Consider the following 15,151-nt stretch of genomic DNA (forward strand, 5'->3'; position numbering starts at 1 on the left):
GTCCCCACTTGCTTCAACAGCAGCAAGATTACCCAAGGTGTATAAGGATGACGTCCTCCGCCCCTAATTATTTTAGGGGGGATGAGAAGGGATGAGAAAATGGACAGTACGCCGCTTTAAGGGGCCAGATCACCAATCTGGGGAGGAATTAGTAAGTTTGGGTAGGCTATCACCGCTACAAAGTGATAGCCATTTCATATTTTCGTAAAAAATAGGTCTTAGAAAGTAATTTAATTACAGTGATAATTTAGGATATAAGGTGGTTGACCTAGGTGATGGAAAGTTTTTTACTCATCGTTCTCGAAGGTCGTAATAAAAATTAAGAAAGACTCGCTGATGATACAACTCCACTCTCGCCCATATCCACTCGGCGCAACCGTTAGCAAGGAAGGTTGCAACTTTTCTATTCACGCGCCGATTTGTAAAGACATTCAACTTGCGCTCTTTGCAGAAGACGGTAGCTATGAGCTGCACGATCTATCAGACGAGTGTGCGGGTATTCGTCATACTTTCATCCCGCATATAAAATCGGGGCAAAAGTATGGCTATGTAGTGACGCATCAAGACCAACCTCTGTTGATCTCCGATCCTTATGCAAAGGCAATTGATAAGCGCCTTTACTACCAACCGCCCTTCTCCCCAATAAAAAGTTTTGATATGCCCAAATGTGTCGTGATTGAGGATAACTTCGATTGGCAAAACAGCGATCATCCACGCATACCACGAGAAGAAATGGTGTTATTTGAAACCCATGTGAAAGGGTTGACCCAACAACACCCTACCATCGCAAGTGATACTCGAGGCCGCTACTTAGGCTTATCGTCGCCAGAAATGTTAGCGTTCTACAAACAACAGAACATCAATACGCTGCAATTGCTGCCTGTGGCCGCGTGTATGCATGAGCCTCACTTGCTTAACATGGATAAAGTGAACTATTGGGGATACAACCCCTATTTATTCATGGTTCCCGACCCACGTTATGCAGAAATAGACGCCGTAATTGAACTGAAAACCACCATACGAGAACTGCATAAAAACGGCATCGAAGTGATTCTTGATGTGGTGTACAACCACACAGCAGAAGGTGGAGAAGGCCCAACCATCTTTAATTTAAAAGCACTCGATCCGCACTTCTACATTAAGCATGACCAGCGATTTGCTAACTTTACTGGCTGCGGCAACACCCTTGATATGACTTATCAACCTGCGCTCAACCTTGTCATGGATACACTGCGTTACTGGGTGAGCGAATTTAAAGTCGACGGCTTCCGTTTTGACTTAGCAGCAACATTAGGCCGTCAAGATAATGATTACAATCCTGAAGCGGCATTCTTTAAAGCCGTCGCGCAAGATCCGATTCTTCGTGAAACCAAATTGATTGCCGAACCGTGGGATATAGGACCAAATGGCTACCAAGTAGGCAATTTTCCATTGGGTTGGAACGAATGTAACGACAAACTGCGTGACATATCACGGAGCTTCTGGCGCGGTGATCAAGGTTACCTGAAAGAGTTTGCGACTCGATTGATGGGCTCGCGTGATATTTACAGCGCTGCACACTGGCCTTACAAACTGACGGTTAACTACATCACTTATCACGATGGCTTCACCTTGCAAGATTTGGTGTCTTATAGACAAAAGCACAACGAGGCGAACGGCGAACAGAACCGCGATGGCCACGGTGATAACCGCTCGGACAACTACGGCGTCGAGGGTACAACAGAAAACCTAATGATCATCGAGAAACGTGAGAAGCAAAAACGCAACTTAATTGCCAGCTTACTGTTCGCATTCGGAATCCCCCATATTCTGACCGCAGATTTACTCTCACATACTCAAGGTGGTAACAACAACGCTTACTGTCAGGATAACGAAACCAGCTGGTTGAACTGGGCAATGTCTGAAAGCAAGCAAGATTTCAAAACCTGGATGTCACAAATGGTCGCCAACCGCAATCAATACATGGTGCCATTCATTCGGGCATTCAGCGGTAAGAATCGTAATAATAACCGTATTTTCTGGCGTCGCATTGATGGTAGCTTAATGGAACACGAAGATTGGAACCGTTTAAGCTCAGTGGCCCTGCATTTAGGAATCGGCAAAGAAGGGCAAGAGTTGGTGTACCTGATCAACCAAACCAAGGCACCAGCCCGTTTCAGACTACCAAGTGAACGTGGCCAAGAATGGGTAACGGTTTGCGATACCAATGTACGCAACCTAAACCCGGGTCATGCAGAGGGGGAAGTACTTCTTTCTCCGACTTCAATGGCCATTTTGCATTATCAGCCGACTCAAACAACGTAACTGACTTAACTACTCCAAACTTATTGAAAGCACGTCGAATACTCTAGATTTTTATCTAAATTTGTCTATGGCACCGCATATTGTCGTGACGTAATAAAGATTAATTAAGCCTTTGTCTTATTCCTCTAAGAGAATGTTTATCAATCGATGTCAATTAATCGAGTGTGTAAGATCATCGTTAGTTTTGGTTGAGTACTGTCTATTTAAACAACATAGCTAATGATGGATTATAAACCACTGATTTTAAAAATTATTTTTCACACCAAAGAGAGGGGGGAAAGCCCTCACTCAGCGCTGTGAAGTTATGATTTTTTCATTTTACTATTCACACATAGGATTTGTGCTTTGTTGATAAGCGCTTAATTGCATATTGTACTGGTTCATTCCAATCAGTGATATAAATTAGTGCAGAAAAGTTCGTCAGAATAAAGCGAATATTTTCTATAAGTAGCTATTCTATAAAAATCTGAACAACGATAGCGAGGTCATAACAAGCCAAAAAGACCAGCAATTTTCCGTCGTAGATGTGGGTGGACAGTGTCGAATGAAACAATATTCAACCTAAGATTCTAGTTAATAGTATCAGCTATATTTTCGAAATAAATCACGAGATAAAGTCATAATCAGATAATATAAGGAGAAAATAAGGAGAAAATAAGGAGAAAATAATAATCTAGAACGCAATAAACTTTCAGTCATCAAAAATCAGAACCTTTTGAAAATAAGAAAAATTACAACGAGTTGAAATAGAAATATTACATTCGTACTATTAAGAAGTGGAAATGAATCGAATTGGTTGCGTCGCAATGATGACACCAAGAGCACTCTAACCACAATAAAATCCCTCACCAATCGGCGAGGGACTTTTTGTATTCGATAGGGATAAAGTTGGTTTTTATTCTTGAGGATAGTTAGGCGCTTTTGCGAGCTGATGACTTTTCTGTGTTCGCTGCTGCTTCTCTCGTTTCGACGGACTTATCTTTCAGCGTCACGCCCTCTTTCTCTGCAAGCTCTGCCGCCTCTCCAAAAAATCGACCACCTGGCTCAATGCTCAGGTTGTTGCTCCAAATTTTGCCGCTGACTCGGCCTTTTGGCAGGATTTGAATATGTTCCGCATGGCTGTTGCCGTCAAGCAAGCCATTGACGATGAGCTGTTTGGCGTAGATGTCACCTTTCACACGACCGCTTTCAGCGATGATCAAGGTGCCTTCGACATGCAACTGGCCATCGATGATGCCATCTACCTGAATGTTACTTTCTACTTTGAGTTCTCCGCTAACAGAACCCCCCTTGGCGATGAGAGTTGAAGCTGATGAGCCACTCGCTGTTCTACGGTTTCGATTAAAGATTCCCATCGTATTCTTCGCTCCTTAGTAAAAATATTCTCAAAATTATTAAGATCCCACCCCACGAATGGACTTGGGTTTAAGGCTCGCCCGATAAATCTCACCTCGTAATGAAGATGAGGACCGGAAGAGAGCCCGGTATTGCCGGAAATAGCGATGAGTTGCCCTTTTTTAACAAACTCACCGGTTTTAACTTTGAATGTTTTCAAATGCGCGTAGGAGCTTGAAAAACCAAATGAATGCTGCAAGCGCAAAAAGTTACCGTAGCCTTTGTTACTTCGAAGAGCAGCTTCCACGACGCCGTCAGCCGTGGCATAAACCTTCGTTCCCGTGTTAATGGCAAAGTCGAGTCCTCGGTGCATTTTTTTCTGCTTGGTGACAGGGTGAATACGCTTTCCGAACCCCGAAGACAGGCGAGCTTTGCCAACAGGGGAGCCGTTTGGAATTTGATTGAGCATTAGCAAACGCACATTGGAGGTAAGGGCGGCAACATTAAAACGCGCATCCAAACTGTCGCTGGTCGATCCTTTGGCGACGCCAAGCACTTTCTCTAGTTTAGCCAAACGTTCAGATACAAGTTGGACACGATCTTCTCGTTCTGATAAATCGTTCTCAAGGTCTGATTTTAGTTTTTTCAGCTCATTCAACTCTTGAGCGATATTTCGTGAATACTCGGATAACTTTGCTTGCTCTGATGCGGCTTCATTTAATTGATAGCAAAGATGACTGACCAGTATTGCAGTGGCGGCTAATCCCAAAGAGAGCGTCAGTAGGAAAATTTTAATGTTACGTTGCTTGTTTTTGCTGAAATACCAATGTCTAGAGCCATTGATGGTGGAAAAAGAAATAGTCAGCCGGTTTGTCATGACAACTACTTAGATATAGTGATGTAATCTTTTATTGATAGTTCTAACTTTAATTGAGAGTACCCTTGTCTTCTAGGGATGAGATAGAGGTAAATGTCAGGCTGTGAGTTGTTTTCAGATAATAAATAAAAGTATGACAATGGATTTAATATTGCATTGAATTTGGACGGTGGGCGATGACATGTCACTATCTGATAATTTTATCGGGTGCTGTGGCAAATAGTTGTTGTGACGTGACAGAGCATTCCTCCAGATACAATTATTCTGCGAGCGTACAAAATCGCACAAAGGCAGTCTCTAGACATGAGAGCCGATTTTAGTGTTGATTTTTCATTAATTGTACCAAAGTATCCAGATTTTACGACAAAACCGCTTTGCTTCCACTATCTTATGCTCCTTTTATTAATTTATAAGTGAAATTAAAATCTAATTTTAATAATTACATAAAACAAAAATTATTGAGATATTTTATAAAACAATTACTTTAAATGATTTAGTTAATTGTAATTCATTCTGTATAATAATGTTCTATTTTCTCTTGATGTGTTAAACAAATATGTTATGGTACTTAAAATATTAACTGACGGGTATCAAACCATGAAGTAATAAATAAAAATATCATTATTAGCAAGCCTACATTAGTTTTATGTATCAAATCTCGAGCGTTCAAAAGATTTATATAAATAGTATTTAACGTTAAACCTGCTTTTAGTCGCCCAAGTTATGTCGCGTTTCCTAATTCTGAATCTGGGGGATGCGTTTTGGTCGGGTGGATGAGTTCCTTTTTTTTGAAATCCAGAGATATGACGAAATCGGTATCATGCTGAAAAATAAAGGTGTGGGCCTTATGTTTGAAACATTAAAAAAAGCCTAAATTACATGATGGTGGGTGAGTATGAGTGATCCGGTAGAGAAGTATCGAAAGAATGGATTTGTTGTAGTTGATGTTCTTACCGCTGAAGAAGAAACAAAGGTGTTCGGAAACTCTAAGCACTATGCGTCCAACAATGCAGTATTGGATGGGCAATTGTGTGTGAAATTGAAGCCTGGGCAGGCGGCTATTTACAACAACATTGTACACCGTGGTTACTGTGAGCAGATTAAAGAACCAAGACGTATTGTACATATGGGTTACCATCCCATGCAGCACAGGCCGACTTGGCATGCTTACCATTTAAACACGCAACTGGTTGAGCAGTTGGACTTAGATATATATCCGATGAAACTCAAGGAGATGATTAGCAACAGTCTCAAAACGATGAAAGTGTATCCTCTTCAATCTGAGTCATGGTGTCGTATTGGAGAAGAGTATGCTTAATTGGGGCATTGCAGGTCTGGGAAATATAGCATATCGGGTCGCAAAAGACTTTGACTACATTTCAAATGGCCGATTAATAGCTGTTGCTTCGCGTTGCAAGGAAAAATCAAAAAAATTTGCTGCTGAATTTTCGGTTGATCATGCATTTGGAAGCTACGAGGACATGGCGAATTGCAGTAGTGTTGACGCTGTATACGTTTCAACGATCCACCCTCTTCACTACCCGCTGGCTAAGTTGTTTTTATCACAAGGCAAGCATGTAATGGTTGAGAAGCCAGCTGTTGTTTCGGTTAGCCAGTGGCTAGATTTGGTGGAAACGGCAAAAAGAAATAGCTGTTTTCTTATGGAAGCCATGAAATTTCCTTTGTTCCCTGCGTATGTGAAGATGAAGCAGTATTTACTAGAAGGGAATCATCGAGTAAATAAAATTAATGCCTGTTTTGGTAATCATCATGTGTTTGATAGAAACTGGCACCTTTTTGATAAAACGTTATACGGCGGTGCAAAGTACGATGTGGGCTGTTATCTCGTGTGGTTGTATGTCGATTTATTGTATTCATACATAACGTCAGACATAGATGTTAATCGTATTGAAGCGACAATTAATGAGAACTCTGATGTGGATGAAAGGACCGACTTCATATTCAAAAAACCTGCGCAAGCAACGCTACAAAGCTCCATTATTGATAATTATCCGCGCGATGCATTAATAACAACGGATCGTTCTACGATTAAAATACATGGTAAATGGTGGAACCCTAAAAAAATCGATGTACATCATTACAATAATGTATTCAGTATCGATGACTCCAAGAGTCAGGGAGGTGGGTTTCAATATGAATTCATCCACTTTGCAGAATGCGTTTTCCAAGGGTTTAACGAATCTCCCCTCATAACTCATAAAAAAACTGAGATTGTACTGAAACTAATTGAGTCTGAAAAATATGCTATATAACTACAAAATACTAAAAAAGGTGTCTTTACTTTTGCTTAAGCTTTGGAAAATGTTGAAGTGAAGGAAATAATACTCTCTCTGATACTGGAACATTTCAGCGTTGAACCCAGTGTTATAACAGCAATTGATAGTCAAGATGCACTACATAAATACCAATTGAGCCTAGATCTTGGGATTTCTTAAGCCCCACCAGCCAAGGATTCCAGCAGGTTGCAAACGGAACCTGCTGGAATTCTTTATTGGGTTGCCTGTCAATATTACGGGTGATCAATGCCAATTAGTTCACGGTTCGTCTTATAAATGTGTTTTTTTAAAGAAAATAACCTTCAGAAAATTGATAACTTTGTTCGTGTGTTTATGATGGCATTGCATAAAAATAAATACCTGAATATCCGAGAGAGGTGTCTCGTTCTCTCAGTGTGTTTATTTTAGGTGAATGCTTACTCAAACCAGCAGGTTGGTTTGAGAAAATAAAACCAAAACAACGGAGTTGGTCGTGAAAAAATTATTATTAGCTACTGCAGTGGTTGCAGCAGTCGGTGGTGCCGCTTTTTTGTACCAAGACAACCTTGCCCAAGGTGAATCGTCAAGCTCGCTGCTTGCTCAAGTACCTGCTGATACCTTGTTGGTTTCTTATCAAACGGAACCTTTCAACCATTATGAGTACATGAACGCGTTCGGCACATTACAACAGCCACCAATGGCTGAGCTATTTGCTGAAGAAGACCTGACGCCTGGTATTGAGTTTGCTGTCGATTTCTTAGATTCGTACATCGCCGCCGCATCTTCTCCAGAGAGTTTAAAAACCTTTTTGGGGACTGGCGACATGGTGAGCCCAGTTATGTATACCCTAGGCCTTGTGCCAGTTTATAAACTGCAGTTGGAGAACCCTAACGCGTTGTGGAAGACGCTGGATGAGCAGGAGCAACTGGCAGGCATTGAACATGAACTTGTGAAGCTAGGTATCGTGGAGTTCCGCCGTTATGAGCTTACGGATTCTCAAGACCCGCAATTGGGCATTGGCTTGGCAGTTGCGGTTGTTAATAACGTTCTAACCGTGACGTTTGACATTCCTGAACTGGGTGTTGAGAACCCACTTAAACTGGCATTCGGCTTAGAAGCTCCAGAGAGCAGCATCCTTGATTCTGGTCGTCTAGAGGCGGTGCAAGCTCAGTATGGCACGAACAATAACTCATTTGGGATTATTGATGTTCGTGAGGTGATTAAGGGCCTAACGACTGTTGATGGCAACAGAATGGCACGTCAGCTTAAGATGGCCGATTCAGATCCAACTTTAGAGCTACTGCGTTCTTCAGCGTGTCACACTGAGTTTACTCAAATTGCAGAAAATTGGCCGCAAATGGTCGCGTTTGCAGAATACAGCGCAAATGGTGATAAAGCCCGCTTCAATGGTAGTTTTGTTGTTGAATCGAAAAACCAAGTGATTCTTGAGGCGTTGCAATCTGTACGTGGCGTATTGGCAGAATCTAACGGTGATAAGAGCATGTTTAGCTTGGCGTTAGGTCTCGATGCTGCGACACTCGCGCCAGCGATTGGTAAGATCTGGACAAATCTAACCACCCCTGAGTACCAGTGCTCAATTCTAGCTCAGGCGCAAAATGAAATGCGTGATCAAAACCCAGCTCCTGCTATCAGTATGGGTGCTGGCATGGCAAATGGCCTTAAGGGTTGGAGTGTGGAAATGTTTGGCCTAGATATGGACATGAATGGCCAAGACGGCCCAGATCTTGCTCAGCTGGATGCGATCTTTTCTATCTCTGCGGACAATCCAAATATGCTGTTGCAAACGGCCCAAATGTTCATGCCTGAGCTCGCTAAGCTTGAAATTCAGCCTGACAACCAGCCAGTGAACATAGGTGGCTTACTTGAACCATATATCGGTAAACCTATGGATGTGTTTGCTCGTCTGAATGACAGTCACTTGACGCTCTACAGCGGTGACGCATCTGCTGCGGCAAGTGAGAAAGTCATGGCCCAATCTTTGACGGCAAATGGTTTAATGAGCTTTACTCTGGACCCAGATCGTTTGCTTGAAGTGCTTGATACTGTCTCTGAAGTTTCTGGTGAACCGGTTCCTGAAGATGTGATAATGGGTCTGCAAGGTGAGCTCATCGGCAGCATGTCTTTGGACGTGACTAAAGACGGTATCGCATTCGACTTCGATTATGTTAATTCAACCAAGCCTCAAGCGACGTTAGCGCAGCAGTAAAATGCGTGTTTCACTGGCTTTAATTTTGCAGCACGACTTCTTAAGTAAAAGGCGACCTCGTGTCGCCTTTTTGGTGTTTATCTTTTATACCCAAGCATCTTGAAGTGACTTAGGTATAAAGCATTTAGAGTAAGTAGAAATCCGCACTTGTGGTTGTTCAATATATATGTTTTTGAGTTTTAATAGATTTTATTATGTCCTCCTCTCATCACTCAATGCTGCAGCACCTAACTCAAATAAAGCATAACAAATCAATTTATAACATAAAGATTAAGCGTGCGAAATTCACATCATGAGCGACTACAAACGCCCTCGTTTTTAGCATAAAGGCTTTCAATAGCTCGCCACTGAATAGTTACATCGCTTCTTCAACAATCCAAAAAGTCAAAGAGCCACGGTTAATGATTGATTGGTTGTATTGCTTCCAGTTGTTCGTTTCGTGAAATATGTACTTCTAGTGTAAATGAGTTAATTTCATAAACTCATTTTTACAATAACTTTAAGCTGAGGGAAAAACCCTCGCTCTGCGCCGTGATTATTACATCATTAAAAATTATTATTTATCCGTTGCAGTGTGAACTGTGAAAGTGGTGCATGTGTTGCTAGCCCAATAGATACAGAAGCTCTATGTCAGATGTTTAATAGTCTTACTACTCAAGGGAAAGAGTAGCTACAACAAAATTATTATCTAGCTTCGGTTGCAACACAAGGTAGACAGTTTACCAGTAAATGAGTTGATACAGATATTAGTCGACAATGGTGTACGGATTAGCATTGATGAAAAAGGTCTGGGGCAACTATGATTTATCGAACGATTATGGCATAGCCTAAAAAATGAAAGAGTTATTTAAAAGTTACACGATTCCTCGCGAAACTGAGCTTGAAATCGGCAATTAAACTAAACGGAGATAATATTTTGAAAAACAATTTGAAGAAACTATCCATTGCATTTGTATGTATGGGATTTTTTTCCACTAACGCATTCGCCTTGGATAATAAGGGGCCAGAACCATCGGGGGTTCAAGGTCTTTACTTAAACACAATACAAGGTCAACAAAGTGTTCAAATTTATGCCAATGGCAATATGCAAGCTGGTATTAATGTCGGTTTTGAATTGAATGATGGTTGGGAATTTGACAGTGTTGAATTTAAAAATGCTGATACAGGAACCGAATTATCTGGCTGGAGTGTAAGCGAATCAGATAATGGCTATCCTCACGAAATTGACGCAGTTAAATCTTCTGATTTTATACCAAGTACTACAACACGATACCTTTCCACAAATAACGCTATCAGCGCGACTGTCTGCGTGGCGGTGACGGTTAGAAAGACTGATGATAAGTCAGTAACATCTACAAGCGATAACTGTAGTAAGAATGTTGATTCTGGAGAACAGGTTTATATAGATACTGTAGAGCCACCTATTAACCTTCCTATTACTTCATTTGATTCCGTCAAAATTTATGATAATGGAGGGGGTCAAAAGTCAAAAGGAATAGAAGTAACAGCTTATACTTTGAACAGCAGAGATGGGGTGAAATTGAAATCTTTGCCTAATGGTGACGTAATGGGTTATGACCGCACACCTGTTTATTTGTCTGGCGATTATTTGGCTCAATGGGGCGATGGGATCTTATACAATATAAGAGATAAAAACAACAAAGAACATACTGCGAACTATGCTTACATTGCCTCTTCAGAAGTGAAAAGTATCAATTTTCCAAGAGTTAATCCCGAAGTAATCTTATCTCAGTCTGTGCAGGCACCTACTAATGGGCTTTATTTTCTCGTGCTAAGTTATGATGACCAATTAAGATTGGGTGTAGAAAAAATTGATAATACATATTATAGATCCATTCTGAACTGTGAGGGCGTTATGGAACATAAAAGATGGTATAACGAAAAGGAGGTTCTTGGCCAGAGTTCAGCTAATTGTGAAGATTATGCGCCAGCAGGAGGAAGAACAAGTACGATAATTACTGTTGAAGACCGATATGGAAACGAGTTCCCATTGCAAATAACCATGAACCCTGATAGTGCGACATTGTCTGTTCCAGGATTTTAATCATGATTGTAATACATGCATGGAGCATTTAATTGCTTTAAATTTAATCTTTGAATACAGAAAGCAACGGGTTTACCTGTGGATGGATGCCAATCAAAAAATTAAATCGTAAGCTATTTTTAATTTTGGTCAATGCTTTAGTAAGTTCCCCGGAATACCCGGGGACATCTTCAAAATTTAAATATTGCATGTCATCTATTAATTTAATTATGAGGTTGATGAAATATGACAGATCAAACAATAACAAGTAACGCATATAATACCGGTGACTATATATCATCTGGAGTTGATGTTCGAACAGGAAGTTATTCTCTTGGTATTACGCTTGGCCGAACTAATTTCCATAAAGCAAGTAGTTCGGCATTTGATTTGCAATTAGCACATAGTGATGCCAGTAAAGTTAACTCAGGCTTCGGTCCTGGATGGAGCGTTTCTGTTAGTCGCTATTTTTCTGAAGACAATAATTCCGGGACACTTAATCTATCAACAGGGCAATCTTTTAGGATTGAGTGGAACGATGCATTAAAAGAATATGATATTCCCTACCTAAAGCTCAAAGATATTCGGGTCTTTTACATTGATAAAACAGATGAGATTAAGGTAGTTTATAAAGATGGAAGAGAAGACTATCTAGATTGGAATTCAGGTTTGCTGATGCGTTCGGTTTCTTCTCAGGGATTAGAAATATTTTTTGATTATTCCTCACATAATCTCAATGTCATGTCTTTGTGGAGAATTTCAGATTCTGGTCATGCGGAGGAAAATGAGGGTAAGGGTACCGAGTTTATTATTGATTGGTGGGATTCGAACGAAAATAAAACTTCTGTTAAACACAAGGTCGATGGCGAACTATTTCGAGAAGTCATCTGTGACTGGGATCTCGTTGAAGGTTTAACGAGTGTCACTTTTCCTGAACAAGATTCATCACTCGAAATCAAATATAGACACATAGAAGCGTGTGGCTATCAGGTCATAAGACAAGTGGTATATCCATCAGGGTTAATGGAGGAAGTCACTTATACCTCTGAAGGGCACCGTCTTCCCGGTGGCGCTCCCTTTGAGTACCTACCGCGAGTTAAAGACTTTACTCGCTCACCTGGTGACGGTCAAGACAAGCAGTATATCACTTATGACTATACCCAGCCCGACGGTTCGGCAAGAAGCTATTTGGGGTATAGCAGTGGTATTGGGTGGAAATCAGGCGAAGATACGCTATTCAAGCAAGAATCTGACTATCGTTATGAGGTTAAAGAAATCATCAACGGTACTAAATCAGTGCGACGTCAATATAACAAATATCATTTAATGGAATTAGCCGAGTATTATGACGGTGATTATCTATACCGCGTTGAAGACAATGTCTATTTTGCTGATTTGGACGTTAGTATTGAGCATCAACCAAGTAAATATAGCTTAATACAGGAGCAGAAAGTTATTTCTCATCGCAACGGGGAGTCAAATAGCGCATCGACGGTTTATGATTATGATGACTATGGCAACCAAACTTTAGAGGTTACGCCTGACGGCTCGCGTACTGAAAGTATCTATTACCCTGCTTCTGGTGATGGGAATAATTGCCCCGCAGATCCGAATGGTATGGTGTATTTATTGAAACAAGAAACCTTTATTCCTAACCCCATTACTCGCTCTTCACCCCGTTCTACAATCATGACTTATGTAGCTTGGACTAGACTGGATGATTCATCTAGATCATTTGCACTACTACACACTCAAGAGACTGAAACACACAAACAAACGTTTGATTATATATCAGACATTAGTTCTCCCTTAGAACACGGACGTGTTAAAACAGAGATCATGACCATTAATGGTGTCGACACGCTCACCACTTACGATTATGAATTTCTGGATAAAAATCTTAAGACGACTTTAACAATAAACACGTTTGATGGGTTGGTGACTTCTTCATCAGAGAGTGTAGATTACATCTATGGTCAAATGACTGAATCGGTAAGCCCTACGGGTATCTGTAACCTTACTGAATACGACTCATCGGGTCGCACTATTCGCGCTGTAGTAGCGGCAGGCAGCGACTATCAGGCGCAAAAATACTGGCAGTATCATGTTGGAGATGGCATCAATGCGATAACAGAAACGGACAGCCTTGGTAATGTGCTCATTACTCGTTTGAACAATGCGGGTAATATAATAGCCAAAGAGGTGGCCTTGAATTATACAACACCCAAGCGTATTCAGGATTGTCAATACGATGCCTTTGGCATGTTAGTTTTTCAAACCGATAGTGATTGGGTTGATGGTCAAAGGGTTAGTGTGACTGCAGAATACTCTTATGATGAAAATGGTAACGTTAAAGAAGTACGCCATGCCGATGGTCGCATTGAGCAAGTGGATAACGATCCGGTTAACTTAACCTCGACCACTAGGCTAGTTGGATTAATGTCAGAGACCACTTTTTTTGACATTGCAGGGCAAACGATTAGAAAAGAGACAAGAAACAGTTTAGACGATTTACTGGCTAAAACAGAGTACCGTTATGATGGCTATGGTAACCTCATTAATACAATTGATACAGACGGACATGTTACTACTTATCAATATGATGTCTTTGACAGAGTGGTAAAAACAACGCGACGTATCGATGGACAAGCCATCATTGAAGGTATGGAATACCCTATTTTTTCAGATACTGAGCAAGCATCAAGGGTTAGCGTTAATGAAGTAGAAATGGGCCGAAGAGAGTACGATGGTTTGCTGCGCCTTCAAGAAGAGCATGCAGCTGGCGCAACTCGCAGTTTTAATTACACTGGTTCATCACCTTTCGCTGATAATATGATTACCCCAAGGGGAGATCGCTTGAATATGGTTTACAACCCATTTCTTCAAGTACCAGAAAATACCTCTATTCTAGGTGATAACGCCTTAACTAGCCTATATGAATATGACTCGTATACAGGGCTGCCTTTACGAGAGTTTAATGCTAATAGTGAAAGAGTACTGCAAAGAGATAATTTGGGACAAGTTACCACTGAAACTGTCCATTTAAATGATGGTAGTGAGAGGGTTGCAAGTTATGATTACACATTATTAGGTAGCCCCACAAAGGTAGTTGATTTATTTGGTAACCGTACTGAGTGGAGTTACGACGATTATTTTCGCCCTCAATTTATCACTCATACACTACATTCAGGTAAGAAAACGATAACAGAAATTGAGTATGATGAGCACAGTCGTCCTTGGCGCTATACCAGCACTCAGGATGGAGAAGAGACAGTAGTTGAGCTAGGTATTAGCGATATTGGATTAGAAGAGAGCCGCCTTATCACTGTTGGGGGCGTCGAAATATTTCGTTCTAGTCAGGAATACACCTTGTCTCAACAAGTTGAACGTCGAATATATACCGACAACTCAGGGACAACCACGGAAGAGTATACTTATGATGATTTATATAGACTATCAACCTATGTCTGTAATGGACCTAAACAGCCTGATGATGGATATGGAAATATAATTTCCAGTCAGGAATTTAGTCATGACATCTTTGGCAATATTACTGAAGTGATCAGTACATTTGATGATAGCAGGGAGAACATAGCAACATTCACTTATGATGAGAGTAACCCTGTCAGGATGGTCGTTATGGAAAATACACATACTTCATATCCCTCGAAAATTAGTTTCCAATATGATGAAGCGGGTAATTTGCTGTTTGACGAGAATGATCTGGAATATCAATACAATGCTCTAGGGCAAGTGTCTGCTGTTGTAGACCAAGGTCGCCAAATTTCTAAGTATGCCTATAACGCGCAAAATCAGTTAGTTTCCCAAACCGCAGGTGGTTCGCCAGTGTATCTCTATTACCAGGGAGATAAGCTGGCCAATGAATCATCGGAGAATATAGATACTTGTTATCACCGTGCATCCCCAGGATTTACTCAGCGCAGTGTCACTTCAAGCTCTGAATCGTGCGAGCAGATCTTATTGGCAAACAGTCAAGGCAGTATAGTGACAAGTTTAACCAAGTCTCAAGATCAAAAAGAGCGTGAGCGTGAAGACCGCCAATACACGCCCTACGGTGAAGGGTAAAC

General features: G+C 41.0%; 8 protein-coding genes. 6 read left to right on the forward strand and 2 right to left on the reverse strand.

Annotation, left to right across the window (positions count from 1 at the left end):
* The first annotated feature begins 336 nt into the window (after positions 1–336).
* The gene (gene glgX / locus AND4_RS06370) at positions 337–2,304 is read left to right on the forward strand and encodes a glycogen debranching protein GlgX (protein WP_009842111.1); all 1,968 of its coding nucleotides are present in this window, start codon (positions 337–339) and stop codon (positions 2,302–2,304) included.
* A gap of 911 nt (positions 2,305–3,215) precedes the next feature.
* Here the strand turns inward: glgX and AND4_RS19415 are convergent.
* Both AND4_RS19415 and AND4_RS06380 read right to left on the reverse strand, forming a co-directional pair.
* Positions 3,216–3,659, reverse strand: a complete 444-nt coding sequence (locus tag AND4_RS19415; protein WP_083796270.1) for a polymer-forming cytoskeletal protein — start codon at positions 3,657–3,659, stop codon at positions 3,216–3,218.
* The gene (locus AND4_RS06380; protein ID WP_009842113.1) at positions 3,563–4,516 is read right to left on the reverse strand and encodes a M23 family metallopeptidase; all 954 of its coding nucleotides are present in this window, start codon (positions 4,514–4,516) and stop codon (positions 3,563–3,565) included. The genes AND4_RS19415 and AND4_RS06380 overlap by 97 nt, the downstream gene beginning before the upstream one ends.
* 895 nt (positions 4,517–5,411) lie before the next feature.
* Between AND4_RS06380 and AND4_RS06385 the strand changes: the two genes are divergently transcribed.
* From AND4_RS06385 to AND4_RS06405, 5 genes are all read left to right on the forward strand, one after another.
* Positions 5,412–5,834 carry a hypothetical protein gene (locus AND4_RS06385; protein WP_009842115.1) on the forward strand — a complete coding sequence of 141 codons (423 nt, stop codon included), beginning with the start codon at positions 5,412–5,414 and terminating at the stop codon, positions 5,832–5,834.
* Positions 5,827–6,789, forward strand: coding sequence for a Gfo/Idh/MocA family oxidoreductase (locus AND4_RS06390; protein WP_009842116.1), 963 nt, complete (start codon positions 5,827–5,829; stop codon positions 6,787–6,789). The genes AND4_RS06385 and AND4_RS06390 overlap by 8 nt, the downstream gene beginning before the upstream one ends.
* 496 nt (positions 6,790–7,285) lie before the next feature.
* Positions 7,286–9,019: a hypothetical protein gene (locus AND4_RS06395; RefSeq protein ID WP_009842117.1), complete on the forward strand. Its 1,734-nt coding sequence runs from the start codon at positions 7,286–7,288 to the stop codon at positions 9,017–9,019.
* 880 nt (positions 9,020–9,899) lie between these two features.
* Positions 9,900–11,084 (forward strand): hypothetical protein, encoded by a 1,185-nt coding sequence (locus AND4_RS06400; RefSeq protein WP_009842118.1) that lies wholly within the window; start codon positions 9,900–9,902, stop codon positions 11,082–11,084.
* Positions 11,085–11,309: 225 nt separating this feature from the next.
* Positions 11,310–15,149 carry an RHS repeat protein gene (locus AND4_RS06405; RefSeq protein ID WP_009842119.1) on the forward strand — a complete coding sequence of 1,280 codons (3,840 nt, stop codon included), beginning with the start codon at positions 11,310–11,312 and terminating at the stop codon, positions 15,147–15,149.
* The last annotated feature ends 2 nt before the right edge of the window (positions 15,150–15,151 follow it).

It is taken from the genome of Vibrio sp. AND4 (assembly GCF_000171815.1).
GTDB lineage: Bacteria > Pseudomonadota > Gammaproteobacteria > Enterobacterales > Vibrionaceae > Vibrio.